The 26,041-nt window shown below is 58.5% G+C and carries 23 protein-coding genes, 3 pseudogenes and 1 riboswitch; of the genes and pseudogenes, 17 read left to right on the top strand and 9 right to left on the bottom strand.

What is annotated here, in order from left to right:
- Nucleotide 1: 1 nt before the first annotated feature.
- Together WOC76_RS24230 and WOC76_RS24225 are read left to right on the top strand one after the other, a co-directional pair.
- Nucleotides 2-250, top strand: coding sequence for a tyrosine-type recombinase/integrase (locus WOC76_RS24230; protein ID WP_445928459.1), 249 nt, complete (start codon nucleotides 2-4; stop codon nucleotides 248-250).
- Nucleotides 217-552: pseudogene (locus WOC76_RS24225) on the top strand (tyrosine-type recombinase/integrase); the annotation flags it as partial. The gene WOC76_RS24230 and the pseudogene WOC76_RS24225, both read left to right, overlap by 34 nt.
- A 296-nt stretch (nucleotides 553-848) precedes the next feature.
- Here WOC76_RS24225 and WOC76_RS04775 read toward each other — a convergent pair.
- Entirely contained in the window at nucleotides 849-1,076 is a 228-nt protein-coding gene (locus tag WOC76_RS04775) for a hypothetical protein (RefSeq protein ID WP_341108604.1), read from the bottom strand.
- A 133-nt stretch (nucleotides 1,077-1,209) separates the two neighbouring features.
- Here WOC76_RS04775 and WOC76_RS04770 point away from each other — a divergent pair, with 133 nt between their 5' ends.
- The 7 genes from WOC76_RS04770 (at nucleotide 1,210) to WOC76_RS04740 (ending at nucleotide 8,464) form a co-directional block, all read left to right on the top strand.
- Nucleotides 1,210-1,662: a hypothetical protein gene (locus WOC76_RS04770; RefSeq protein WP_341108605.1), complete on the top strand. Its 453-nt coding sequence runs from the start codon at nucleotides 1,210-1,212 to the stop codon at nucleotides 1,660-1,662.
- Between the two features lie 223 nt (nucleotides 1,663-1,885).
- A riboswitch (cobalamin riboswitch) is annotated at nucleotides 1,886-2,083 on the top strand.
- A 160-nt stretch (nucleotides 2,084-2,243) separates the two neighbouring features.
- On the top strand, nucleotides 2,244-4,775 hold the full coding sequence (locus WOC76_RS04765) for a TonB-dependent siderophore receptor (RefSeq protein ID WP_341431303.1): 2,532 nt from the start codon (nucleotides 2,244-2,246) through the stop codon (nucleotides 4,773-4,775).
- A 69-nt stretch (nucleotides 4,776-4,844) separates the two neighbouring features.
- On the top strand, nucleotides 4,845-5,432 hold the full coding sequence (locus WOC76_RS04760) for a DUF7676 family protein (protein WP_341108607.1): 588 nt from the start codon (nucleotides 4,845-4,847) through the stop codon (nucleotides 5,430-5,432).
- Between the two features lie 69 nt (nucleotides 5,433-5,501).
- Nucleotides 5,502-6,050 (top strand): hypothetical protein, encoded by a 549-nt coding sequence (locus tag WOC76_RS04755; RefSeq protein WP_341108608.1) that lies wholly within the window; start codon nucleotides 5,502-5,504, stop codon nucleotides 6,048-6,050.
- A 49-nt stretch (nucleotides 6,051-6,099) separates the two neighbouring features.
- Complete coding sequence (locus WOC76_RS04750) at nucleotides 6,100-6,741, top strand: chromate transporter (protein ID WP_445928458.1); 642 nt, start codon at nucleotides 6,100-6,102, stop codon at nucleotides 6,739-6,741.
- Between the two features lie 590 nt (nucleotides 6,742-7,331).
- The gene (locus tag WOC76_RS04745; protein WP_341108609.1) at nucleotides 7,332-7,967 is read left to right on the top strand and encodes a Crp/Fnr family transcriptional regulator; all 636 of its coding nucleotides are present in this window, start codon (nucleotides 7,332-7,334) and stop codon (nucleotides 7,965-7,967) included.
- A 107-nt stretch (nucleotides 7,968-8,074) separates the two neighbouring features.
- Complete coding sequence (locus tag WOC76_RS04740; protein ID WP_341431302.1) at nucleotides 8,075-8,464, top strand: hypothetical protein; 390 nt, start codon at nucleotides 8,075-8,077, stop codon at nucleotides 8,462-8,464.
- A gap of 502 nt (nucleotides 8,465-8,966) precedes the next feature.
- Here the strand turns inward: WOC76_RS04740 and WOC76_RS04735 are convergent.
- Nucleotides 8,967-10,023, bottom strand: a pseudogene (locus WOC76_RS04735) (transposase).
- Nucleotides 10,024-10,161: 138 nt separating this feature from the next.
- Between WOC76_RS04735 and WOC76_RS04730 the strand changes: the two are divergent.
- A complete protein-coding gene (locus tag WOC76_RS04730) occupies nucleotides 10,162-10,569 on the top strand; it encodes a hypothetical protein (protein ID WP_341108610.1) in 408 nt (135 codons plus the stop codon).
- Between the two features lie 104 nt (nucleotides 10,570-10,673).
- Here WOC76_RS04730 and WOC76_RS04725 read toward each other — a convergent pair whose 3' ends face one another.
- The gene (locus tag WOC76_RS04725; protein WP_341108611.1) at nucleotides 10,674-10,988 is read right to left on the bottom strand and encodes a hypothetical protein; all 315 of its coding nucleotides are present in this window, start codon (nucleotides 10,986-10,988) and stop codon (nucleotides 10,674-10,676) included.
- A gap of 1,412 nt (nucleotides 10,989-12,400) precedes the next feature.
- On the opposite strand from WOC76_RS04725, the pseudogene WOC76_RS04720 reads away from it, so the two are divergent.
- Nucleotides 12,401-12,567: pseudogene (locus WOC76_RS04720) on the top strand (transposase); the annotation flags it as partial.
- 157 nt (nucleotides 12,568-12,724) lie between these two features.
- Here WOC76_RS04720 and WOC76_RS04715 read toward each other — a convergent pair.
- Nucleotides 12,725-13,063 (bottom strand): HdeA/HdeB family chaperone, encoded by a 339-nt coding sequence (locus WOC76_RS04715; protein WP_341108612.1) that lies wholly within the window; start codon nucleotides 13,061-13,063, stop codon nucleotides 12,725-12,727.
- A 908-nt stretch (nucleotides 13,064-13,971) separates the two neighbouring features.
- Here WOC76_RS04715 and WOC76_RS04710 point away from each other — a divergent pair.
- From WOC76_RS04710 to WOC76_RS04685, 6 genes are all read left to right on the top strand, one after another.
- Entirely contained in the window at nucleotides 13,972-14,856 is an 885-nt protein-coding gene (locus tag WOC76_RS04710) for a protoglobin domain-containing protein (protein ID WP_341387523.1), read from the top strand.
- A complete protein-coding gene (locus WOC76_RS04705) occupies nucleotides 14,843-15,199 on the top strand; it encodes an STAS domain-containing protein (RefSeq protein ID WP_341431301.1) in 357 nt (118 codons plus the stop codon). The genes WOC76_RS04710 and WOC76_RS04705 overlap by 14 nt, the downstream gene beginning before the upstream one ends.
- A complete protein-coding gene (locus tag WOC76_RS04700) occupies nucleotides 15,196-15,594 on the top strand; it encodes an ATP-binding protein (protein WP_341108614.1) in 399 nt (132 codons plus the stop codon). Before WOC76_RS04705 ends, WOC76_RS04700 begins: the two co-directional genes overlap by 4 nt.
- The gene (locus tag WOC76_RS04695; protein WP_341108615.1) at nucleotides 15,585-16,154 is read left to right on the top strand and encodes a hypothetical protein; all 570 of its coding nucleotides are present in this window, start codon (nucleotides 15,585-15,587) and stop codon (nucleotides 16,152-16,154) included. The genes WOC76_RS04700 and WOC76_RS04695 overlap by 10 nt, the downstream gene beginning before the upstream one ends.
- Entirely contained in the window at nucleotides 16,151-17,143 is a 993-nt protein-coding gene (locus tag WOC76_RS04690) for an adenylate/guanylate cyclase domain-containing protein (RefSeq protein ID WP_341387521.1), read from the top strand. Before WOC76_RS04695 ends, WOC76_RS04690 begins: the two co-directional genes overlap by 4 nt.
- Before the next feature lie 176 nt (nucleotides 17,144-17,319).
- Nucleotides 17,320-17,520 carry a hypothetical protein gene (locus tag WOC76_RS04685; RefSeq protein WP_341431300.1) on the top strand — a complete coding sequence of 67 codons (201 nt, stop codon included), beginning with the start codon at nucleotides 17,320-17,322 and terminating at the stop codon, nucleotides 17,518-17,520.
- 290 nt (nucleotides 17,521-17,810) lie between these two features.
- Here WOC76_RS04685 and WOC76_RS04680 read toward each other — a convergent pair whose 3' ends face one another.
- The 5 genes from WOC76_RS04680 to WOC76_RS04660 all read right to left on the bottom strand — a co-directional run bounded on the left by WOC76_RS04680 (nucleotide 17,811) and on the right by WOC76_RS04660 (nucleotide 25,893).
- Nucleotides 17,811-19,208, bottom strand: a complete 1,398-nt coding sequence (locus tag WOC76_RS04680) for an ATP-binding protein (RefSeq protein ID WP_341108617.1) — start codon at nucleotides 19,206-19,208, stop codon at nucleotides 17,811-17,813.
- On the bottom strand, nucleotides 19,205-19,924 hold the full coding sequence (locus tag WOC76_RS04675) for a response regulator (protein ID WP_341108618.1): 720 nt from the start codon (nucleotides 19,922-19,924) through the stop codon (nucleotides 19,205-19,207). Before WOC76_RS04675 ends, WOC76_RS04680 begins: the two co-directional genes overlap by 4 nt.
- 122 nt (nucleotides 19,925-20,046) lie before the next feature.
- On the bottom strand, nucleotides 20,047-21,603 hold the full coding sequence (locus WOC76_RS04670; RefSeq protein WP_341387519.1) for an efflux transporter outer membrane subunit: 1,557 nt from the start codon (nucleotides 21,601-21,603) through the stop codon (nucleotides 20,047-20,049).
- Nucleotides 21,600-24,773, bottom strand: a complete 3,174-nt coding sequence (locus WOC76_RS04665; RefSeq protein WP_341387518.1) for an efflux RND transporter permease subunit — start codon at nucleotides 24,771-24,773, stop codon at nucleotides 21,600-21,602. Before WOC76_RS04665 ends, WOC76_RS04670 begins: the two co-directional genes overlap by 4 nt.
- Nucleotides 24,766-25,893: an efflux RND transporter periplasmic adaptor subunit gene (locus WOC76_RS04660; protein ID WP_341108622.1), complete on the bottom strand. Its 1,128-nt coding sequence runs from the start codon at nucleotides 25,891-25,893 to the stop codon at nucleotides 24,766-24,768. Before WOC76_RS04660 ends, WOC76_RS04665 begins: the two co-directional genes overlap by 8 nt.
- Between the last annotated feature and the right edge of the window lie 148 nt (nucleotides 25,894-26,041).

Genomic DNA, 26,041 nt, shown 5'->3' with positions numbered 1-26,041 from the left:
CATGGGGCTACGCGATATGAAGCGTGTGCTGCAGCATACAGCCAAGGCACGCTTCCCTGCCCGGAACCGCTGCCTTCTGATGCTGAGCTGGCTGGCTGGGATGCGGGTCGCAGAAATAGCTGCTTTAAAGCTAAGCGATGTTCTCGCGCCGGATGGCGCCATCCGAGCGGAGATTCAGCTCTCCCCAGAACAGACCAAAGGCAGTCTGCTCGCACCGTCCTCGTTAGCTCCGAGCTACGCAATGAGCTAGAGGCCTACATCAACTCGCTACCCGCCAACCCTGCACCAGACAGGCCCCTGATCGCCTCAAAGACCGGCAAGCGATTCTCAGCCAACGGGCTCTGTCAGGCGATGCTGCATATCTACGATGCGGCCGGGCTCGATAGGGCCACGTCGCACTCAGGCAGACGCACATTCATAACCACGCTCGCTCACAAGGGCGTCAATGTCCGCGTTCTCGCCGCCCTCGCTGGCCATAAGCACATCGGCACTACCCAGCGATATAGCGACCTGAACGAGAATGTGCTCCGGGCGGCCGTGGAGATGCTCTGAGCTTCAGGGAGCGGTCATCACCTGAAAGCGTAAGCGAGTATGTTGCTTGCATATACGCAAACCAACGCCGCCGAAGCGTACCACATGATGACGAGGATCGAATAAAGTTGATACGGATGCAAACCCTGTCCTCCCGTGATCGAAGAGTGCTCGACGGTACGGAGCGTAATCACGGATTTACGAGCGGCACAGTGTTCGGATGTCGCAGCGGTATAATGCCACACAGCATTCCGCTTCATCCTGCCCGAAGCTGCGACTGGCTCTGCGTAGACAGGTTTTTTCGTTCTTCCAAAATCTCATACGCAACTGGTTGAATGGCACACGCTCAAAATCAACGGACGATCGCCACCAGCCGAACCACTCTCTATCAGCGCGACGATACCAAAGACGCACTTTGGCAGTGCCGGATCAAGATCAAAGGTGACACCGGCTACGTGCGCAGGTCCACAGGCGAGCTGGAATTCGAGCGAGCCAAAGAGGCCGCACTGCTCATCCTCGGCGAAATGAAGCAGAGAGTCACTCAATCCCTACCTCTCAAGCGGAAAACCTTCTCTGATTGTAGCGGCGTGCCTGCGCGACGCAGAGACCCGGTGGAAGGAAGGCCGGAACAGCGAGGGGCGTTACGTCCTCATCAAAGGTACCGTTCATCGCTATCTCATGCCCTATTTCGGCAAACGAGACATCACGCTGATCCGGAAAAAAGACCTGATGGCCTACCGGGGATGGCGTCAGGACTATTGGGTCACAGGCCCCGGCTTCGAAGAGACCGGCGGGAAGAAAAAGCCGCCAACCCAAGCTAGGTTGAAGCAGGAGGGGACGGTCTCACGAGGCGTCTTCCTTCATGGCGTCGATCTCGGCGGTCCGCAGAACATGCTGCCGTTCCTCAAACACGAGAAAAGCAGCATCAATAAGCGCCCAGCGTTCACGCAGGACGAACACGAGAAACTGCGCCTGATCCTCATGGGGTGGCCATTTAAGAACCAACAACTCACGGGTCAGCCAAGACCGCACGCTTCTACGTTTCTACGTGATGATCATGGTCAATTCCGGCATGCGAGTTGGCGAGGCTCGCCCTCTAAAATGGCGAGATCTCGGCAGCTACAGCAATGATCACGGCACGTGGGACACGTGTACCGTCAGCGTCAGGCAGCGCGATCTTCATCGTTGACTGGAGCTTTACAGAAAATCGCCTTATCGGATATTCGGACATAGCCCCGATTTGAGCGGAGGTGCTTCGGGAGCACAACGACCTCCCGTTGCGTGATGCGAAAATTCGAGCATCAGAAATTTGGCCCAAGCTTTCTGATTCGGCTTGACGACTTCATCTATCTTCGGCTTCGATAGGCGCGATGGTTCCCTTCGGGGATCAAAAGGGAACTCGGTGCGCGCCAATAGGCGCTATGCCGAGGCTGCCCCCGCAACTGTAAGCGGCGAGCCTGAGGGCCACAAAGCCACTGGGGAATTTCCCTGGGAAGGCGGTTCCAGGCGGTGACCCGCGAGCCAGGAGACCTGCCATCGTTCGTGGTCACGCGCGAGAGCGTCGGGCGGGGTGCACCGAGGCGGTTGAAGGCTGTAGCTGAGCGCCAATGGGCGCAAAGTCAGCGGTCTTGAGACCATTCGCAGTGACGGCCCACGTTGCTGCGAGTCTGTAGCCCATGCCATCCGCTTTCCCGACCGCCCATAGAGGCGGTGTGAGCGTCATTGCGCGTCGTCGCTCGTCCCTGCTTTCATTCCTCCTATCAACGGCTCTCGTTTCCCCGGCTCTCAGCCAGGAGACCCTCCCGGTCATCCAAGTGGGCAAACCTAAGCCTATCCTTGGGCAGAACAGCTTCGGCTCTGGTGGTTCGGAGGCTGGAGAACAGGCCGCGACGGACAGCAATGGCGCCGAGATTGGCCCGGGCGCAAACGGAGAAATCTGCGCCAACGGGATCTGCAACAACCCCACCTCCTACGCCGCTCCCATCGAGTCCCTCGGGACCAAGGTCAACACGCCGGTGATGAATACGCCGGTCACGACGAAAATGGTCACCCAGCAGATGCTGCGGGACCAGCAGGTAATCACGCTGGACGAGGCCCTGAAGAACGTTAGTGGCGTCACAACGTCGGGCGGCGGCGACGCGGCGCTGGGGAATTCCTCCCGGCAAATCATCATTCGCGGCTTCCAAACTCAGAACTATTTCCGCGACGGGTTCCGCGTCGACAGCTTCGGCCTGAACTTTGCCGGCGCAAACACGTCCGAAATGGCCAATGTGGAAAGCGTCGAGGTCCTGAAGGGCCCTGCCGCCATCCTCTATGGCGCCGTGGAGCCGGGCGGCATCGTCAACATCAACACCAAGCAACCTCTGGCGAATGCTAACGCTTCGGTGCAGCAGCAGATCGGCAGCTATGCCGCCTACCGGACGGTCATCGACGCCACCGGTCCGGTCATTGCCGACAAGAATCTGCTTTACCGGTTCATCCTGTCCTACGAGAATAATGGCTCGTTCCGAAACCTCGACTACAACAACAATATCATGGTCAACCCCGTCGTCAGATATAACGTCGACGGTAGCACCTGGATCAGAGCCTCTACCCAATTCCAGCAGAATAGGTTTAATCAGGACTGGTATTACGTCCCTTATTACGGGATGTTCAATCCGCTGTGGCTGGGGCGTAGTTTCAATTGGGGACCACAGTCGCCCTATACGCAGCAGCAGAACTTCAGCGAAATCACCTGGCATCACGACTTCAACAAGAGCTGGTCGATCCAGCAGACCCTGTTCATGCAATTGCTGAGCAACAATTGGGCAAATAATGGCGGCACCACCTCCATTAGCGATTGCGTGACGCCGGGAAGCACAAGTTGCTATCTGCCTTGGGTGAATTTTATCCCCTTCTATCGGTCCTATTCACCGAACAATGTCCTTTTGAACTACACGTCCTATGCGTCCGACAACAGGCAGGCCGAATATGCGACGGCGATCAATCTTGTCGGGCATTCCAATACCGGAGAGGCCGCAAGCCACACGCTTCTTTCCGGAGCTGATTTCTATCGTCACAATTTCCGGGGTCAGAACATGATCCCGCAGTATCCGGGAACCGTCGCCATGTTCGGCGCTCCATATCTCCCGACTCCCATTGGCGGACTCGTTCCCTACAACGCCACGCAGCAAAGCGCCGACAATTACGGCGTCTATCTGCAGGACCAGATCAAACTTCCCTATGGGATCAATGTGCTTGGCGGCGTACGCTGGCAATATATCGACAGCCGGACCGGCGCATCCGACAATACGAGCTTCTGTGGCCCCTACTCCTCGAATTGGTCCTCGGGAATCGCAGTTCCTTGTAATTTCGCCACGATCACCACCAACGGCCGTTCCGTTAGCCAGAGGATCACGCCTCGCGTTGGACTTCTTTGGCGCCCGGTCGAGTGGCTCAGTCTCTACGGAAATTATGCCGAGTCCTACAGCCCGAATTACAACGGCCTGTTGGTCTATGGCTCGAACCAGCCGACGCCTCCGAGCGCCGGCGAGCAGGAGGAAGTCGGCGTCAAGCTCTCCTTTTTCGACAACCGGATACAGGCCACGGCCGCCTATTATCATCTGACGAAGACAAATATCCCCGTCGGTATCCCCAACGACTTCGATCATGTGATGCTTATCGGTCAGGGGCGTTCACAGGGGCCGGAACTCGATGTCCAGGGCGAGATTCTGTCCGGCTGGGGTATGAATCTCGCCTACGCGAACACTGACGCCATTACAACCAAATCAAATCCCACGTATCTTGGGGTGCCGGTCGTCGGCCAGCCAATTCCGTTCGTTCCGCGCAACGTCGTTTCGCTGTCTTCGGCCTATGAGTTCAAGGACGGCCAGTTGAAGGGCCTCCGCTTTGGCGCGCGCTACGACTACACGGGCTACCTTCCCTTCTATCATGGCTCCAATGACGGCTCCTACATTTATGGTCAGTCGACGCCAAGCTATGGACTCGTCGCCCTCTTCTGCGCCTACGAATTCAGCCTCGACCAGTTCAAAGTCGTCGCTCAGCTCAACGTGAACAATCTCTTCGACAAGACCTATTTCACGACGGGTGGCCTAGGTCCGCAAGCCTTCGACTATGAGCATCCCGGCGGCTACTCCCCGCCATTCACCAATCCGATCCAGACGGGGTGGAACATGCCCGCTTACAACTTCAACGTCATTGGCGCGCCGCGAAGCTTTCGCGGATCGATCAAAGTGTCGTTCTAAGTGTCTCATTCCGAGAGGAGCGTAAGAATGACGTCCCTTGAGAGTAGTGCCGCGAAAGAGGAAAAAGACGTGCAAGCCGTTGCTGACTACACACCGACACGAACAATCGAGCCAGACGGAACGCCGCTCGACGTGTTCGCCATGCCGACCGACCCCGCGAGCCTCGAGGAGCTGCTTCGCGATCTCTTCGAGAACCACTGGCAGGAGATCACCTTTGGCACCCTCATTCAGGGAGCCGCCTGGGAGATGAAGACCGATCGACCGCCAACGCGCATCGGCATGCTCGATGGCTATCTGACAGTCGCCTTCGGCGTTCCGCATTTCCATGTCTGCATCGGTGAGCACAAGGGACCCCGGAGCCGTCCGACATCGCCGGAATTGGCGCGCCATCGGCGCACGGCCCGGGCGGAAATCTATCGGCGGTTTGGCCGCTCCTGTGTTCCAATGTCCTGGGGCGTGCAGCTTTTCAACGGCGCAAATGAGCAGCAGATCACTGTGCTTCTACCCAATCCCTTCCTTCATCCGGAAACCGACAGGCTTCTGAAGGAGCCTGACTGGTCGCGCCTCGCCCTGTGGGACAAGCTCCGGGCGCGATGGTTTGGCCTCACTGAACCCGACCCTGTCGATCGGTCCGCGTGGCGCGGCGCACAGGCGTAAACGGTTTGACCGGCAAGGGACGCCCGCGCTGGTCAATTTACTGCTGCTATCAAAACCAAGGGGACTGATATGACCGCACTATACCTACGCTCCTTCATCTCCCGCCCCGCGATGGGAATTGGCGCACTTGCCGTCGCGAGCGTGCTATTCACCCTCGGCTTCGCCTGCGCGGTTCCGCTCGCTGCCTTTGCAGCCATCGCAGCTCTGTCCTTCGGACGGCGTGACGCGCTTCTCTCGGTTGGCGCGGTCTGGCTCGCAAATCAGTTTTGGGGCTTCACATTCATGCATTACCCGCTCGACGGCGAAACTCTCGCTTGGGGCGGCGCGCTCGGCGTCATTGCCGCATTCTCCTGCGAAGCGGCTGGTCAGCTGTATCGGCGGCTCCCGGGCGCGATTGGGGTCGCAGCCGCCTTTCTGGGGGCCTTCGTCGTCTACGAGGGAGCGTTGATCATGATCGATCTCATCATCGCCCAGAACGGTGATGATTTCGCATTTGCAGTCGTGACGAGGATTTTCCTGATCAACGCCTGCGCCTTTGGCGGTCTCCTGGCGATACGGGCGCTCGTTGCAAACGTAGCGCCGCGGCAAGTGGTGCCGCTCGCACCGCGCCACATTTGATCCACATCGCGGAGCGCCGGTCGATCGCCGGCGCTCGCAACCCAACCGCATGAAAATTGAAATGACAGAAGCGCCGTTTGAAATTGAGCTTGAGCTATCTTATCTCGTCGCTCGTTTCGGCTCCGCTCATCGCACACTGGGATGGTCGATCAACCGACCGGGATTTGGCTTGGTGCGCGAAGTCGTGTGGATTGAGGTCGGGCTGCCGGGTCTCGCCGAGGCCACCAAGGATCATACGGTCGCGCTGATTAGCAGCTTCTATCGCTCCGGCTCGCTCGTCTTCGGTGGCGGACATGTGGTCTTGCCCCTGCTTCAACAAGCAGTGGTGGCAAGAGGCTGGATCGGTAATGACTCGTTTCTCGCGGGCTATGGGGCTGCGCAGGCCGTCCCGGGGCCACTATTCACATTCGCAGCCTACTTGGGCGCTGCCATTAAAGCTGCGTCAAATGGTATACGTCGTCGCTCGGGTGTAAATTCGGCTCTCAGAGGGATCAACGCGACCGTGGTCAGCATTCTGTTGGCGGCCCTCTATACGCCGGTCTGGACGAGTGCAATTTTTGGACCCGCGGATTTCGGGCTTGGTGTTCTCGCTTTCCTCTTGCTCGTGCTTTGGAAGACGCCGCCATGGTTGGTTGGCGTTCTCGGCGCAGTCGGTGCTACGGCAATATCCAACTTCCCGGTTAGGCTATGATTGAGCTCGCGACCCGCTCTTACCCGGCACGACCATCAAGCCCCGAACCCACTTTTCCTCAAACTTTCATTCACACTTTCAACGCTCTACAGCCACCAAATCTGCTGCAGGCTATGTGGTATTGGCTCAGTTGAGATGACGTTTGAATGTGATTCTTATTACACGCACAGATGCTACACACGCAGATTTTAGCTCCGCAAAATTATTGATTCTAAAGCCATTACGTCATGGTTTATTACTATTCGCGCCAATCCAACTTTGCGTCGAATACACACGTTATAGACTATATAATCAGAGATTTAGGCGTCAGCATACTAGATGTTGGCGCCTATTTTTTACACACGCTCCGCACAGAACAAAGAATGACCTAAATTGGATTGATGGAATTTAAGCGTGTATTCGGCGTGAGCGTGGGTGGGATATTACACAGACGCTACACAGGCTGCGAGAACACGCTGGGCTGAAGAAAGGTTCAGGGAATAAGGCTTGGGAAAGTGCTACCCAGTTAGTCATACATCTGCGACAATCCCGCTACCAAAGGCGAGTGAAAGACTGAGCGCTTCCGTCCCATCATAAAGCGTGAGTGTTGCATGCCGTCGGAATTTGAAATCGGCTGCTTGAAGTCGATCGACCCGTCCATTCCGGTCCTTCGCTACCCCGACAAGACGGTGGTCTACGCACAAGGCGACCGTTTGGAGGGCCTTTTTTGTCTGCTGCACGGGATCGTCAAACTCTCTCATGTCACGGAAGGAGGAATGCAGTTGACCATCGACGTGATAGGAAAGGGAGAGGTATTTGGCACTGCTCTCTCAGATCATTTTTCCGATCACACGGCTGCATCACTTGGAGAAACTCAGGTTGCCCTAGTGTCGCATCAAAAGCTGAAGAGTCTAGCTTGTCATAGTCCAGACTTCGCGACGTTTCTCTTCGACCGACTGGAATCCCGGCAGAGGCGGACGGAGCGAAAGATGATAACTCTACTCACCAAAGGGCTCGAAACGCGGCTTGTTGAGATACTTCACGAACTCGCTTTGATGTTCGGGGCGCCGTGCCGGCACGGCTACGCTCTCGAAATACCTCTAACTCAACAAGACATTGCCGACCTCGTTTTCGCTAGTCGCCCAGCCGTGACCAAGGCTATGAACGCCTTGCGTCGCCGCGGCGTGCTTGATTACCGCCGGGATCTAATCTGTGTCGCCGCCGCCGCCTTCGTTACGTACGTATAGTCGTCTACTTGCCTTGTGACCTCGGTTACAGACACAGGCATCGGCAATACGTAGCTTCTCGGCATTCACGCCTTACCACCTTGAGGGCGATCGATACGGAGGATGCCATGAAGCCTATCACGCCAATCGCACATGGGTACCTAGACTATTTGACTGTACTGACCTTCTTGATCGCGCCGAAACTCATTGGCTTGGACGGATTTCCTGCATTCTTGTCGTACACACTAGCCGGCGTCCATTTCGCACTCACGCTTGCTACCGATTTCCAGCTAGGTTGGCTGACGTGGCTGCAGTTCCGAATTCACGGGTGGATTGAAAAGGTCGTTGGCCCAGCCTTAGTTCTTATAGGTTTCACATTCATTTTTTCCGGAAACAGCCTAGCATGTATTTTCTATCTCTTAATGGGGCTTGCGATAGTGGTTGTCGGGTGGCTGACAGATTATTCCAAATATCTAAAGCAAGCATCAGGGGAGTCGGGGCTGCGAGCCATGGAATAATTGCCGAAAATGCAAGGAAAAAATGGACAACACGACGAAAGCCCGCGCCATCTTCGCTGCACTGAGAAGTCATCAGTAGGCCCGAACCTAGTCGGGTGCGGGCCAGAAACTACTTGGCCTTCATCCGACGACAAGACGTCTATCTGGAGTTAATCCGCGCAGAACAGGCCCGAAACATACCCCTGCTCCACTCTGGCCATGCGGCCGAAGACCAAAACATAGTGCGTGCATTGACCCATGATCGCGATCCTCCGTCGATCCTTCCGCATTTTCCTCTACTTCGACGTCAGCGGCGCGAGACATAGGCCGTTAAACTCATCCGTATCGGCACAGGCTCGCCCACCGTCGTGCGCTTGCGTCCTGCAATTGGACGCTGCAATCAACACGGTGCGAGCCGGCGACTTGGCAACTGGGGGGCATGAACGGCTTGAGATTGGTCCGATTGGGCGCGGCCAGCGCCGCACTCTGCCTCTGCGGAGCGTCAGGCGGCGGCGATTCTTCCCTAGAAGACGAGCCGCTTGAAGTTATAGACGAGGTTCGCCATGCCGGTTTTCACCTTGGCGCGGGCGATGCCGATCGTTCGGATGAGTGCCTCATCCTGTTCTTCTGCTCCGCGAAGACGTGCTCGACGCGCGAGCGAACGACCCATTGGAGGGCGTTGGCGCGACGGACGGCGTCGGGCATCGCTCGGCTCTTCGGCTTCTTGCGATGGATGCGGCTGACGAGGCCATTCTTGGCCATGAACGCTTCATTGCCGGTGGAGCGATAGGCCGTGTCCGCCCAGACAGACGCCGCCGTATTGGTCTTGCCTAGCAGACCCTCGCGTAACCGCGCCCCCTCGTAGGCGGCGGCGTCCGTGGCCGTCCATTTGCGGATGAAGCCGAAGCCTTTGTCGATCGCAATATGGTTCTGATAGCCAAAGGTCGGGATAGCTATGTCGACTGGCGGCTTCGTCCCATCGAGCCGCTCCTTCGCCTTGCTGAACTTCACAGTCCAGCGTGCGTCGCGGTCCTTCTGCCGCAGTTTCGCTGGGTTTTCGGCCCAACCCTCCGGAATGCGGCCCTCCTTGATTGCCTTCTTCTCGTCCTCGCTGTTGCGCTGCTTGGGCGCGGCGACAAGCGTCGCGTCGCAATCTGCCCTGACATGGCGATGTAGCCTGAGACCCGCAAAGCTGTGTCAAAGCGGGCGAATAGCCCCTCAATCGCGCCCGCTTTGGTTAACTTCTCACGAAACAGCCAGATGGTGCGTGCGTCAGGAACCCGGTCGGCGAGCGACAGGCCGAGGAAGCGCATGAAGGACATGCGGTCGTTGATGAGAAACTCGGCACGCTCGTCGGTGAGGTTGTCCATCGCCTGGATCACAAGGATCTTGAACATCAGCACCGGATCGAAGGGCGGCCTTCCGCCTTGCACCCCGTCGGAATAGCCGAGCGCCGAGACCAGATCACCGCGAAACATCTCGAAGTCCACAGCCGCAGCGAAAGCTTCCAGGTGATCCCCGAGCCCACTCAGCCTTTTCAACCGATCCTCTACGTCGAAAAAGCCCGGCTGCTCACGCATTGATCCCCCTCCGATCCTCTGAAGGCCAGAGAATCAGAAACCGCCGATTTGGCTTGGTTCTTAGAAGCGTCCATCTACAGCAACGATCACGGAACGTGGGTCACGTGAACGGCCAAAGATAAGACCGGGGAGCGCCTTGTGGTCTGCCAGCCCGGCGTTGAACGGTATTTCGAAATTCTCAAAAAGCGCGACTACAAGACCGATCCTGATGACCTTGTGTTCTGTCATGAGGACGGAGAGCCCATCGAGAACTGGACCGGCTTCTACACCATGCTCCGAGCCGCTGGCATTGAACACGACACCAACGGGAACCGCCACACCCTCTATAGCCTTAGCCACACCTACGCGCCCTTCAGGCTTCAGAACGGCACCAATGTCTATTGGCTGAAGAAGAGCATGGGCACGTCCGTCGCCATGATTGAACGGCACTATGGGCAGACCAATGTTCTGGTCGGCATTGAACAGAAAACGCCTAGAGAGTGTCGGGCCAGAAGACGCCGAAGACCCGACGTCTGCAACCTCCCAACGCTCCGCGAGACGACTTGAAGCTTGTTAAGGAGCCGAACGATCTGGCGCCTGTCGGCGCGGTCGACATGACGCCGGCTCGTAGCGACGATTCCGAAATACTGTAGCTTTAACGATGTCGTAAATCACCAACAGGTTTTCTTAAGCATCGTGTTCTTAAGCATCGTGATAGGCTCGCTCAGAACCGGGAGAATAGACAAAGGCAGCTTGGCATGACGGTCATTCAGAGAAGCATTTTTGGGTTTCTGCTCTGGTTTCTTTTGATGGTCGGCTTGGCTATCGGACTTGATTACCTGTTGCATCTCTGGGGGTATGTCAGCATTGGCCGATATCTGGGGACCGTCGGTCTTGTCGCAATCTTGCTGTCCCTCTTGCCGTAATCCGCGAGAAAGCATCGCATTGTCCATACGGGCAATCCCGCTACCTTCTTGCGCCTCCACCAGTCAATTTCCTGGATTAGCGGCGTCTTGGTAATTGTTCACGCTGGCATCCACATGAATGCCCTTCTGCCTTGTCTAGCGCTGACCGCGATGCTCGCAACTGTCGCTTCCGGGCTTGTGAGCGTGCTTCTGCTGCGCCAAGCTCGCAAGCACCTAGATATAGACAAGTCCGCGCGTCTTGCACAGGGTGCCACGCTCGCAGATGTGGAACAGCTCTATTTCGATACACTAGCGGTAGGATATCTCAAAAATTAGCGGTTTGCTCATGCGCTGACAACTGAGGCATTTGCGATTTGAGCTTTTTTTGGGAAATGGCGTTGAATAAACCGACTATCTTTTTGTCAGGTATACTTATCGCCGCGCTCGTCAGCGCCTGCCGTTATCCCGCTTTATGGATCGCACCCGGCCAGCTGTCCAACGCCCATGCCCTCTTCAGCGAAATGCAAAGAATGTCACTCCATTCAATCTGATGGGCTCGTGACAACTATTGGGGCACTTCAAAATAGGAAAACCTCAACGCCCTTCCATCATCGTTTGATCGAGAAGGACTGCATGGCTTGTCATGAGGATCACGAGCGCAGTCGCCTTTACCACAACGCGATGCGACTTTTCTCACGATCTTTTAAAGCCCTCTGCTCGCGTGGATTGCAAAGAATGCCATCAGAATTCCTCTTGGGCCGAATGATCCCCTAATGCAAACTAATCTCGCATCAAACAGCCTATGCGGCCTTCGCACTCCAGAATCAAGCTGCCTACGGATCAACAAAAGCTCCTGATCTATCGATCCGAAAACTCTCCAACCGCAGTGAATGAGAAAACGGGGCCGCATGAGCGACCCCACTGGATTAAGGTCAGCCTGATAGGCTTAGACTGACTTTTCCCCAATCAGCCGCTGAGCGACCGAACAAAATGCGGAGCGCCAACAATCACGAAAATGATAGCGGCGATGACGCCGAGCGCGATGATGAGAGGCTTCGTTTTTGACGGCGCATTGGAGATTGCCATTTTTTCTTCCTTTGAGTTTACCCAATCTCTCGCGTGAGATTGCGCAACGCCTTGAGTCTATTTTGCACCACTAACAAAGTAAATTACCGTTGAGGGTAGACTATCGAACCTTTTCGAGGTGTTCATCGCAAAAACAGCGGCTTAGGACTGTGATGCGACACACAGTCACATCGGCGAAGCGTCGACGCACTCACTGTGGTGGCTTCGGCGGCTGGGGTCTCTTCGGGAGCTTCGAACCCGGCGTTCGGGTCTTCATCCGTTCGTTGTAGCGATTGGTAGCCTGTCGGTAGTGTTCTCGCTTTACCGCATATTTGGCCTGCTTGGCTGTCCGATCAAAATTCGCGATCTTCTGTTGGTCGGCAGGGGAGATAATTTCGGAGATTCTCATGCAGCTATTTATTTGCTGCTCAGTGGAGCGCTCTTTCGCCGACGCCAAGCAACTCTTCGGCCACCGCTATGCGAAGTTCGGGGCCTCTTGCGGGTGCGATGGCAATGCCTCCTCGCCGCCGCCACCCAAAATATGAAGAAGATCGCCCTCCTGCTGGCCAACGGGGCCGAGCCGAAACCCGCCTGAAACCAAACGCCCAATTCTCCCCCCAAAAAATCGCCCGCCGACGCCCCGCGCCGACAAAAACAAAACCCCCGCCAAAATGACGGGGGTTTGTCAGCGATCTCAGCCCGGACAGTGGTCCGGGCTTTCATTTAAGGTCGCGGAGGAAAAAAGTTAGGCCTCAGCGAGGTCCGCCTTCATGCTCTTCCTTGAAGACGTGATCAAGAGCATGGATAATCTTCTCATTTCGATGCGCCTTACAGTAGACGATGAGCTGATGCTCCTCGCCCGCGACGCGGGTCAGGTGGTAGTAATGCTTCTTCGCGAGGCCATTATACCAACCGGAATACCAGTTCGCCAAAGCGTTCGCATCTTCTTGATACGTGTCCGCGAGCTGAGCACAAGTCAGAGCCTGCACATCGATAAAGCCATTCTTGTCCACATAGGTATCGAGCCCGGTCGCAGCCAGAGCGCTCCCCGCAAGGGCACAAAAGGCTAGAGAAGAAACAAAAAGACGCATCAGAGGCACTCCCTTTCGATAGGTTCTGCTTTGGATTCAGGTTTCGCGAGAGACACTACTCTTTGGCGAGGCCGCAGATGTTGACCGAATCGCTTTTAAAACAACCATTTCGGTCGCATTTCGCACGAGACATTGCGCATTTGTCGATGCATTTTGCGGATGCATCAGTGCCCCCAGGAAACTGCTGGGAACATGCATTAAAGCATACGTCATACGCTGCAGAACAGGTTTGCACCGACGTTCCTTGTGAAAGGGCTGCTGTCGTCATCATCGATAGGCCGAGGGACATAGCCATGAGTGAAAGGCGCTTCTTCATTTATCCTCCCCATTTCGGCTTGATCTGCCGAGCTAACGGCTAGGATTACCACAGATTCGGGCAATCAGCTCAACCTAAACGTCCCGGTCTTGCGCAATATCACGGGATCAGCATTTCGTGATGTTGGCGCATAAGCCACTGAAATCACGGCGCTCACTCCCGCAATCTCTTCGGTTGCTATCCTGAACGCCAGAAAACATGCTTGTTCCGAGACGTGGAGATAGGCGATGTGCTTGCCCCGGACGGAACGATCCGAGCCGAAATCCAGCTCGCGCCCGAACTGACCAAGGGCAGCTCTGCCCGCACGATCCTGATTGGCTCCCAACGTGCGCAGGTCCACAGGTAAGCTGAATTTCGAGCAAGCTAAAATGAACGAGTGAGTTCAAGCGTTTACACAGATGTTCGCCAACCCCTCGTCACCGCATTGTCGAGTGGATGCTGATTCGACGGGCGGCTGCCAAGGTCAAGCCCGGACGCCGCCGGCGTACGCCTTTTTCTCGCGATGGCCTCTTGATCGTTACCTTGCCTTAAGCAACAACTTGGCATTGAGCCAGGGCGCTGACGGACGTCCTCGAACGGAGATCGAACAGCCATGATTTTCCAGGAGTTTCGCAAACTGTACGAGGTTACCGACGTTGATTTTGAGCGCGTGCGCGCCTTGTCTCCCTATCTGTCTCCCCTGATCGACAGCTTCCTCGGCGAACTCTACGATTATATGCGCGCAGCCCTTGGGCATGAATTTGAGGTGCATTTTCCTGACGAGCCTTCGCTCCATCGTGCTCAGGCTCATTCGAGAAGGGCCTGGTTGGAGTTCCTGGACGCCGAGTGGGATGAGGACTATGTGAAAAGCCGCGTGAGGATTGGCGAGGTTCATGCCCAACTCCAGATCAAGCCGCGGCATTATCTTTCAGTGATGAATAAGGCTCTACAGTTGTGGAGCGATAGAATTTACGCGACAGGGCTCGATAAGGAAGAACTCTCGAAAAGCGTCGAATCGTTCTGGCGCGTTGGCCAAATGGAAGGGGCTTTGGTCGTCGATATTTATGCGCAGATGACCGCTGAGATCATTTCGCAGCAAAGCCGCGCGCTCACGGATATGAGCACGCCAATTACGGCGATATGGGACGGCATATTGATGTTGCCGGTCGTCGGCATCGTGGATAGCCGACGCGCTCAGGACATCATGCAACGCATGCTCGAGCAGATTGCGGAAAAAAGGGCGCAGGTCTTCATCCTGGATATTTCGGGCGTCGCCGTCGTGGACACGGCTGTGGCCAATCATTTCATCCGAATGACGAAGGCGGCCCGATTGATGGGAAGCTACACAATCGTATCGGGGCTGTCGCCGTCAGTGGCTCAAACCATCGTGGAACTCGGCATCGAAGTCGGCGACATGAAGACGACGGGTAATCTGCAAGACGCTCTTCGCATTGCCTTCGACCGCGCGGGCGTGGAGCAGAAAATTGCCGGAAAGTGATACGCGCATCGTTCTGCAGCTTGTCGAAGGGGTAATGATCGTTCCTTTCCCCGACCCGGTCCATGACGCATTTTTTTCCGAACTTCGCAAATCCGTCCTGGCGTATGTCCACCTCCATCAGATTTCCGGACTGGTACTTGATCTTTCAGCTGTTGAACTTCTCGATGACCATGATTTCGAGATGATCAGGCGTGTGGGTGTCGGCGTGAAGCTGATGGGAGTGTCCGTCGTTCTGGCGGGGATCAGGCCCGGTGCGGCAGCAGGATTGACGATGATGGATCTCGAAACATGCTGGGCAGATACAGCCCTGTCCGTGGAGAGCGCGATGGAGCGTTTCCGGTGAACCAGGGCCGCAGGATCCGTATCCTTGCCTCGAAGGACATTGCACTCGCGATCCTGGCGACACGGGAGATGGCGCAACAGATCGGCATGTCGGCGAATGCTACGGCCGCGCTCGCGACGGCGGTCAGCGAGCTTGTGACCAATGTCGTCAAATACGCAGAGTCCGGCCTCCTCAGCTTGCGGCCGGTTCTGCAGATAAAGCGCCCCGGCATAGAGGCGATCGTCGAAGACAGGGGTCCCGGCATACGGGATCTGGAAGAAGCGATGAAAGAAAATGTCTCGACCGGCGGGACTCTCGGCTTGGGTCTGCCTGGAACGAAACGACTTGTTGACGATTTCAGCATCGAAAGCCAACCGGGCCAGGGAACCCGTATTCGAATCGTGAAATGGAGCTGACCTTGGAACTGGATTGGGCTGTGCATGTCCGTTCATATCCCGGCGCTCCGCGAGGCGGCGACTCCGGCATCGTGATTCCGGCCCGCGATGGCGCCCTGGCGGCGTTGATTGACGGCGCCGGGCATGGCCTGAGCGCATATCATATTGCCGAGAGGGCGCGCGCTTTTGTCTACGACAACCCCGACGGCGAGCCGGACGCTCTATTAGAACGTCTCGACCAAACTCTGAGGGGGACTTCCGGCGCGGCGATATCCATTGCAAGGTTGCGCAATGGTGAACTGTCCTTTTGTGGCATAGGAAATGTTCAGGCAAGCTTGGCGCTGCGGCCTCTGGAGATGCGGGTCGGCGTTGTAGGATTACGCATGCGTCGTCCGAAAATAATCCGGACGGAGTTGAAGCGAGATGTTTGGTTCCTGATGCATACCGACGGCCTGTCTTCTCCCACCCATATTCCTGTTGGAAGCGCAGTTCATGTCGCGCGCTCCCTCGTTGAAAAGTTCGGCTCCCACAATGATGACGCCAGCGTTCTAGCGTTGCGTTGGCGAGAACCCGTGCGATGATCGAGATCGGACGACTTTCGATATCCTCTTCCGAGGCCGTGCCCTTCGCCAGAGAAAAGCTGCGAGCTGCGTTAGTCGCGGCGGGTATCAGGCAAGTTGCCGCCGGTCATGCAATCTCTTTGCTTTCACGTGACCTTCGCGCCAGAGCGCCACTGGAGCTTGTCGTTCTACTAGAGGAGAACAACAAGGAGATTTCTCTGCAAATTGACGCGTCTGCTGGCTTGATCCGTCGGCTGATTTTGCCGGCGCCTTTGAATGAGCGCGATATTGGAACGGTAAGCGAGATTCTGGCGTTTCTTACCCGTGACGAGCTGTTGCACGACCTCGAGCGGCAGGTGGAGCAGCGGACCGCCGAGTTGAAAAAGGAACGGGAGCGATCAGAGAGGCTGTTGCGGAACATGCTCCCTGATTCAATTGCCGCCCGTATGAAAGATAATGAGGTAATCGCCGATCACCACGTCGCATCCGTGTTGTTTATCGATATTGTCGGCTTCACGGCTTTCGCCCGGGATAAATCCGCAAGCGACGTTGTCGCCATCCTCGACCGGATATTCAAGGCGTTTGACGGCGTCATCAAGAGACACGGACTCGAAAAAATCAAAACGATTGGCGATGGCTATCTGGCCGTTGCGGGCCTGCCGCATCCCCAATTCGATCACGCCGATCGCGCCGTACTGGCTGGACTGGACATCGTGGGCCTGATCCCGGCTTTGCGCGAAGAAATTGGATGCGTGGTGGACGTCCGCGTGGGCATCCACAGCGGAGACGTCCTGGCTGGCGTGATCGGCGTCAACAAGCCGTTCTACGATATTTGGGGCGATACCGTTAACGTCGCCGCGCGGCTGGAGCAGACTGGAACGTCGGGAAAGGTGCACATTTCGCAAGAGATGCGAGACAAGCTCGGCGCCCGGTTCAGGTACATAGGTTGCGGACTCGTCGAACTCAAAAATCGGGGGAAGCTCAATACCTGGTTTGTTGATAGGCTCTGATTGAATGAGTTGGGGCGTCGGGGCCGAAGCGGCCATTTTAGCGTCTGATCGCAAGATAGATCCTGCGGCTCCTGATAAAAGGCAGGCGACGCGCATTTGATGTGACCAATCAGACTGAGCCCCGTTGGCAGGCTCGCTCGCAAACACAAGTGGTGAATTTGAACAGGGAGCGGTTGATGAGTCGATCGAATTCAGTCGCAGGCGCGGCCGCCCTCGGTTGCCTTCTTTCTCTCGGATGCGGGCATGCGGCCGAAGTCTGGACCAAAGCGCCGCCGGATTATCGCAAGCTCGGCGTTCGACTGCTTGTGTGCAAGGATATCCCCGAAGAGCTGATCTGTCTCGGCTGGGCTGCGCAGGCCGGCAAAGCGAACTTATAAGCATCAGAAGCGGCTCGGGGGCGTTTTCTGGCGCCGTTCGAATCGACGCGCCTCCCAAATCGTTCCAGGCGTCTTTCTCGAACAATGACGACGATCTCGCGACGCTCGCAGGCGCCTCCACGTCACGGGCGGCAATTTCGCCTCAGATCGCGCAATCCATACTGGATGCGCCGCGCATAAAGATCCACGACGCGAGAGAGGCCGGTTTCTCGGAGACATATTCGACGCGCGGACTCAAACGCCATTTGCAGGCCGGCGACCTGCTCTGTCAAAAACCCTGACAAGCGCCATCAGCTCGACGCAACGACGCCGTTTTGCAGCGGAAGCACGACGCGGACGATCAACCCATGGGGCTTGTGGTCGAGCAGCGCGACCGCGCCGCCGTGATGCTCGACAAGCGAGCGAACGATCGAGAGGCCGAGCCCGAAGCCGCTGTGATTGCTGATCGTCCTGCCTGGCTCGCCGCGCACGAATGGCTCGAAAATCGTCGCTTTTTGATCATCCGGGATGCCGGGGCCATTGTCGATCACGTCAATCTGCAGACGATCGCCGCCTGTCTGACGCGCTTCGATCTCGACGGCGCCCGCGTGGTGGATAGCGTTTTCGACGAGATTATTGAAAACGCGCTGCATCTCCGTAAGCGATCCGAGAATCATATATCTGTCGCCACCGCGATAGCGCACCCTGTAGCCGAGGTCGACGAACTGATCCGCAACCGTTTGCAAAACGCTGTCGATGTCGATCAGAGAATAATCCGCGCGGTCGCTTTCGGCGCGCAAATGTTCGAGATTCTTTCGAAGCATGGCGTCCATCAACGAAATATCATGCAGCATCTTGTCGCGCAGATGGGGTTCGGACACGAGTTCCGTTCGCAGGTTCAGCCGCGTGATGATCGTTTTCAGATCATGACTGACAGCCGCGAGCACCTGGCTGCGGGCCGCGATCATGGTGCGGATTCGGTCCTGCATTCTGTTTATGGAGCGGGTGAGCTCGCGCACCTCCGTAGGGCCTCGCTCGGCCAGCAGTTCGTCGCCCTCGCCGCGGTCGGGAAATTGTTCCGCGTGCTTCGCAAGCTTGACGAGCGGCGCGACGATGCCGTCCGACGCCCATACGACGAGAATTGTCGTGCAGAGGAAAAACAGGATCGCGGACAGCGCCCAGGGCGTGAGGAAGAAGGGCGTTCCGGGTTCGGGTTGCCAGAACCATCGCCACACAGACCGGGGAGGCTTGCGGTGCTGGTAGATTGAAATGAGAGCGTAGCCGCCCTTACGCAATCCAACCGCGAGGACGCCAGAATTGCGGCCATCCGGCGCAGAGGCGGCGAAAACTTCCGCCTTCTCCCACAAGTCGGAGTGGATTGCGCGAATTTCGTTCGCGAATTCCCAGTTGTCGAGCGCAACGGCCTGCGGGCGCTCGCCCTCGATATGGATGTTGGCGAAAGGAACGGCATGCGCGAATTCGGAGAGGAGATGCTGCCGCTCCTCCATTGGCGCGGCGTCGACAGCAAGGATGATGCTGGCGACGAAATCGGTCTGGTCGACGATATGCCGGCGTCCCTCGACATCAAGGAGGTGAAAGGCGACGAGCACGATCGTCTGAAACGTCACGATCGCGCCGAGAATGAGAAGGGTAATTTGTCCGGCGAGACGATCGGGCCCGAGGCGGGCGACCATGCCTGCCGATTTCATGAGCGCGTCACCGACGCGGCGAACATGTAACCCTCCGATCTCACGGTAAGGATGATCGCCGGATTCTTGGGGTCTTTCTCGAGCTTCTGTCGAAGGCGGCTGATCAGTACGTCGACGCTTCTTTCAAAGGGGCCAGATGTGGGGCCATGGGTGAGATTGATCAGTTGGTCTCTCGTCAGGACACGGTTGGGGTTCTCGCACAGCGCATGGAGAAGGTCGAACTCCGCCCCTGTCATCGCGACCTTTATGCCCCTCGGGGAAACAACCTCACGGGAAAGAAGCTCCATGCGCCATCCCCCGAAATGATATGTCTGGCGCGGCAGGCTCGCGCCGACGCGGCTTTGCGCCTCCGCGCGCCTCAGAACGGCGCGGATGCGCGCCAAAAGCTCGCGCGAGTTGAAAGGCTTCACGACATAGTCGTCCGCCCCCATCTCGAGCCCGAGAATCTTGTCGAGGTCCTCCGCCTTGGCGGTGACGATGATGATCGGAAGCGACTGCTGGGCCCTGACGCGCCGGCAGATGGAAAACCCGTCCTCGCCGGGAAGGTTGAGATCGAGCAGCAGCAGGTCGAAAGCCCGGCTGGCAAGCGCCTGATCCATCGCCTCGCTGTTGGAGACGGCGACGACGTCCATGTCGTGCTTTTCGAGATACTGCGTAATCAGCTGGTTGATTTCCGAGTCGTCCTCGACGAGCAGGATGGAGGTGCGGGTCGTCATCTCAAATCGCGCCAAATTAAGAGCTGTCTCCCCGCTATAGCGCGGTTCCGGGGCTTGTGTCCGCAAATTGTGACGGTCGGCCACCTTCGAGACATGGAGCAGAAATTACCGGGCGCAGGCCCCTATTGCGACTCCCGGCTCCACCAGCCGCCGCCAAGCGCCATGAACAGCCCGGCCGTGTCAGAGAGTCGCGTGGCGTCGGCCTGGACGCGCGACAACGACGCCAGAAGAAAGGTGCGCTGCGCGTAAAGAACCGCAATCTGCGAGACCTGCCCGTATTTGAGCTGCATGCGCACGATGTCGAGGTTGCGCTTGGCCGCGTCCTCGGCCTTGCGCGCCGTGATGACCGCCCTGGCGTCCGCTTGCAGCGAGCGCAGCGCATCGGCGACGTTCTGGAAGGCGTTGATCACCGTCGCGCGATATTTCGCATCCGCTTGCTGGAGCTGGGCCTCGGCGGCCTTCTGCTTGTTCAGAAGCGTCATGCCATCAAAGATCGGCTGCGTGATATTGGCCGCCGCCACATAGAGGCCCGTGCCAGGCGTGAAGAGCTCCGTCACCTTGAACGCGCTGGCCCCAAGGTTGCCCGACAGGTTGAGATTCGGCAGTCGGCTGGCGATGGTCACGCCGACGTTGGCGCTGGCCGAATGAAGATTAGCCTCAGCGGCCCTGATGTCGGGACGTTGCGCGACGAGCCGCGAGGGCAGGCTGACTGGAACGCTGGAGGGCAAGGTGAAATGCGACAGTTCGAAAATCTCTCCCGGCCCCTCGAAGGAAAAGCGCCCGGCGAGCGCAGTGAGAAGATCACGCTGTATCGCAAGCTCCTTCTCGAGCGGCGGAAGCGTCTGCTCGGCCTGGGCGAGCGCGGCTTCCTGGGCGATGACGTCCGCCTTTGCGATTGAACCGAAAGAATATTGCCGGTTGAGAATGTCGAGCGACTCTCGAAGAATGGTGATGATCGTTTTTGTCGCCTCGATCTGCCCGCGGATCGAAGCTTCCTGAATGGCTGCGACGACGACATTGCTCGTGAGCGCGAGCTGGGCGGCCTCGAGTTGCCAGCGCTGCGCCTCCGTCTGCGCGACGAGCGACTCGACGGCGCGCAGGTTCTGCCCCCATACATCCGGCGTGTAGCTGACGGTGAATTGCTTGAGCAGCAGCGCATAATTCGCCGTCGGCGGATTTTGCGTGTTCACCGACTGCACGTTGTAGAGAATATTGGCCGGACTCGGGTAAAGCTGGTTGAAGATGACCTGATTGATGCTCGAAAGAGAACGGTTGTTGGACTGAAGGTTGGTGCTGTCGTTGGAGTTGAACAGCAGCTGGGGGAAAAAGCCGCCTTTCTGCGCCTCGGCGGTGTAATAGGCGACGCGAACGGCGGCCTCGGCGGATTGCAGATTGGGACTGTTTTGCAGCGCCTCGCGCACCAGCGCGTCGAGCGCGGGGGATTTGAAGAGCCGCCACCACTCGGCCGGGATGTCCTTGCCTTCCTCGAAGCGTTGCCCGTCGCCGGGGGAAACCGCGGGCTCGGGCGTGAAATGGTTCGCCGCCGGCGTCGGCGGGGGCGAAAAATCCGGGCCGACCGGAAAACAGGCCGAAAGAGATCCCGCGCCCATTGCCATCAGGCCGGCGCGCAAGCTCCGGCGAAACCCTTGCCACATGCGTTTGAACAGCCCCGGCCTCATCGCTGGGCCGCCCCTTCTCGCTGGAGGAATTTCTCTCCCCGCGTCCGCATGAAGCATTCGGTCACGAAATAGAAGCTCGGCAGGATGAAGAGCGTCAGCAGGGTGGCGACGATGAGGCCGCCGACGATGACCGTCGCGAGGCTGCGCTGAACGTCGCTGCCGACGCCCGTCGCCATCGCCGCCGGCAACATGCCGACGGTCGCCACCGTGGAGGTCATCAGCACAGGCCTGAAGCGTTCCGCCGCCCCTTCCATGACGCCGGTCCTGATCGCCGCAACGAACTCACGTCGCATGGCGTCTCGGCCGATACCAGTCGCAACCCAGCGCGACCGCGCGGAAGCGACGCGTACGGCGGTCGTCCGGTTGAGATTGGCGACCATGATGATGCCGTTCTGGACCGCCACGCCGAAAAGCGCGAGGAACCCCACGCCCGTCGCCACATTGAGGCTGTCGGTCCTGATATGCAGCGAGACAAGCCCGCCGAAGGTCGCAAGCGGCACGACCGCCAGGATCAGAAGCGCATGGCGCATCTTTCCGAAGCCGATGTAGAGGATGACGAGCATCAGCGCCAGAACGGCGCCGACGATGACCCGCAACCGCGCCTGCGCCCGCTGCTGGTTCTCGAACTTGCCGCCCCAGACGAGTTTGTAGAGCGCGGGATCGAACTGCACGTTCTTCGCAATGCGCGCCTGCGCATCCGCAAGATAGGAAGAGAGGTCTCGGTTGTCGTAATCGACGCGGACGGTCAGCGCGCGCTTGGTCTTTTCATGGGAGATCGCGCTCTCGCCGTTCTGCAGGGAGATCTTCGCGATCTGCGAAAGCGGAATCTGGGCGCCGGAGGTGGCGTTGACCAGCAGATTGCCGAGCGCCTCGGGGCTGTTGCGCGCCTCGGGCGGGAAGCGCACCGTCACATCGTAGCTGCGATCGTTGACGTAGATTTGGCCGATCGGGCTCCCGCCGACGCCCGTCTGGATGAGGTTGGCGACATCCGCGACATTGATGCCGTAGCGGGCCGCCGTGGTGCGATCGATGTGAAAGGCGATCTGCGGGATGGGCGGCTCCTGGACGATCGAGGTCTGGGTCGTGCCGGGCGTCTCTCGGAGCGTTGCGACGATTTCGCTGGCGATCCGCCGCATCTCCCTGAGGTCCTCTCCGAAGACCTTGACGACCAGGGCGCTGTGCGCGCCGCTGACGAGTTCGTTGACATTGTCGATGATGGGCTGGCTGACGCCAGCGTCGACGCCCGGCAATTGCCTCAGCCGCTCGCTCAATCGACGCACGAACTCCGCCTTGGTCTCGCCCGACGGCCATTCATGATAAGGCTTCAGCCCCACCGGAGCCTCGATATGGCTCGTGGTCCAGGGGTCGGTGCGATCGTCATTGCGGCCAATCTGGGTGACGACGAACGAGACTTCGGGGAATTCGAGGACGGCGTTTCTGAGATCGCGCGCCATCTCCTGCGCCTTGCCGATGGAAATGCCGCTCGGCAACTGCACCTGAAGCCAGAGCGAGCCTTCGTCGAGATTGGGCAGGAACTCCCGCCCGATCGTCGCGCCCGCGACAATGACGCCCAGGAAGGCCGCGCCGGCTGCGGCATAAACGATCTTCGGCTTGTCGACGCAGGCGGCGAGCAGCTCCCCATATCTCGCCTGGAGCCGCTCGAGCACGACATTATGGAAAACCTTCGAGGGCTTGTTAAAGGCGATATAGGCGAGGCCGGGCACGACCAGCAGCGAGCACAGGAGCGCGCCGAACAGGGCGTAGGAAATCGTATAGGCGACGGGAGAAAAGAGTTTCGCCTCCACGCGTTCGAGGCCCAGAAGCGGCAGATAGGCCGTGATGATGATGATCGTGGCGAAGAAAATGGGATTGACCACCTGCCGTACGACGAACTGGACCGCATCCGTCTCCAGCGGCCGCGTGGGATTGAGCTCGCGCACGCGCAAAATCGCTTCCGTGACGACGATGGCGCCGTCGACGATGACGCCGAAGTCGATCGACCCGAGCGACAGCAGATTGGCTGGCAGCCTCGTCAGATTCATCAAGATGAACGTGACGCTCAGCGCGATGGGGATCGTCACCGAAACCACGAGGGCGCTGCGCGCACTGCCAAGAAAGAGCATGAGCACGATGAAGACGAGCGCCACGCCCTCCCCCACCGTATGGCCGACCTTCTCGACGGTCGCGTCGACGAGCTCGTTGCGGTCGAGGTAGGGGACAATTCGCACGCCCTGCGGCGCGAGCTCGGCCTGGAGCTGCTCGAGCCGCTCGTGCACGGCCTTGAGAACCTGCTGGGCGTTTTCGCCCTTGAGCATCTGGATCGTGCCCTGGATCGCGTCCGAACTACGGTCCTTGCCGAGAACGCCCTCCCGCTCCTGGCTGCTCATCCGCGGCGTCCCCAGATCGCGGGTGAGGACCGGCGTGCCCTTGTTTTCGGTCACGACGATGTTGCCCAGGTCCTCGAGATCGCGCACGAGCCCGATGCTGCGGATCACATAAGACTGTTCCCCGCGCGTGATGCGACTGCCGCCAGAGCTCGCGCTGTTGCTGGTGATGGCGTTGGAGATGTCGGAAAGGCCCAGGCCGTAACGCTGGAGCGCCAGCGGGTCGACTTCGAGCTGGAACTGCCGGGTCAATCCGCCGAAATTCGCCACGCTCGCGACGCCAGGTACCTGATTGAGCGCGGGAACGATGATCCAGCGCTGAATCTCGGAAAGCTCCGCGAGGCTCTTTTCGTCGGATTCGACGGCATAGCGCAGGATTTCGCCGACGGGGCTGGTCAAGGGGCCGAGAACCGGCTGGAAGCTCGACGGCAGGGGCACCTGGCTGACGCGCTCGAGAACGCGCTGACGCGCCCAGTAATCTTCGACCCCGTCCTTGAACACCATCGTGATCAGCGAAAGCGCGAAAGTGCTGGTGGAGCGGATCGTGACGAGTCCGGGCGTGCTCGCGAGCGCGCGCTCGAGCGGCACGGTGATCTGCTGCTCGACTTCCTCCGCGGCGAGTCCCCTGGCTTGCGTCGTGACGATCACCGTCACGTCGCCCACGTCCGGATAGGCTTCGAGCTTCAGCTGGGTCCAGGAATAGAGGCCGTAGATGAAGACGAGGATCGTCGCCAGGATGACGATGAGGCGTCTCTGGAGGCAGAATTCAACGGCGCGCTCAATCATTGAGCAAGACTCCGCCGCGCACCACAATGCGTTGTCCCGGCTCCAGGCCACGGATGATCGTCGAGCCTTCGTAGTCGGATTCGATGATCACGGGTCGTCTCTGGAAGGTCCAGGGCGCAACCTCGATAAAGACGCTCGTCGTGTCGTTGACGATGAAGAGGGCCGAGCGGGGGACCAGAATGCTCTGGGCGGCCGGCGCGAAAAAACGCACCGTTGCGAACATGTTCAGCTTGAAAAGCCCATAGGGGTTGTCGAAGGAGATGCGCACCTTGTTGCGGCGCGTATCGGCTTCGAGCAACTGGCTGATGACCTGCACGCGGCCGGTGAACACCTCGCCGGGATAGGCGAGCAGCGACACCTCGACGCGCTCGTCCTTCTGGACGAAGGAAAGATCCTTTTCCTGGACGCTCGCGGTCACCCAGACCTTCTCCAGGTTGGAAATAGTCATCATCGACTCGGTGGCGTTGTCGATGAAATCGCCCGGCGCGGTGTCGAGGGAAGTGATCGTCCCGTCGATCGGCGAGGTCAGAACGATTTGACGCTGTCCAGATACAGTGCCGCTGTCGCCAATCACTTCGAGGCGCGCTTCGGCGCGCTTCAGCTCGGATGACGCCTGATGGAAGTCGTTTTGCGCCTGCTCCAGCTCCTTCAGCGCCAACCCGCCCGCCTTGTTGAGCCCGACCGCCCTCTCCAGGGCGCTCTTGGTGAGCTTGACCGTCGCGCGCGCCTTCTCGGCGTCGGCGACGGCTTGCGCCAGATCGCCCGAGTCGATGGTCGCGAGTCTTTGGCCCTTTTTCACCGTATCGCCGAGTGCGACATCCAGGGCGGCGACGCGCCCGGCCACCGGAGCCAGGATTTTGACCGTCCGGGTCGGGTCGGCCTCGACGGTTCCTGTCACCAGTTTGCTGCGGCTGATGCTTTTCTGCTGGACCGGCGCGACGGCGATGCGGGCGCGATATGGGGAGCCTTCGGGAATGAAGATCTTTCCCTGGCTCCTGACGATCTGGGCGCCCTCGCCGCCAGCCTTGCCGCCCGCATGCGGAGAGGCCGCATTATCGCTCCCGGATCTTGCAACCCAGAGCGCGCCGGCCAGAACCAAGGCGGCTGCCGCGGCCGCCATAAACCTCTTGTACGGCGGCAGCTGCCGAAGCTTATATACGAGCGTCATGAAGAAGCGAGTTTTCCCGAATTCGACGGCCCCTTGCACATAGGCGTGTTTTGACGGTGGCCGTCAACTGGGCAGGCGGGCGTTGCTTGACGTAAACTGG

Source organism: Methylocystis sp. IM3 (assembly GCF_038070105.1).
Lineage (GTDB): Bacteria > Pseudomonadota > Alphaproteobacteria > Rhizobiales > Beijerinckiaceae > Methylocystis.
This window is presented reverse-complemented; position numbering and strand designations above follow the sequence as displayed.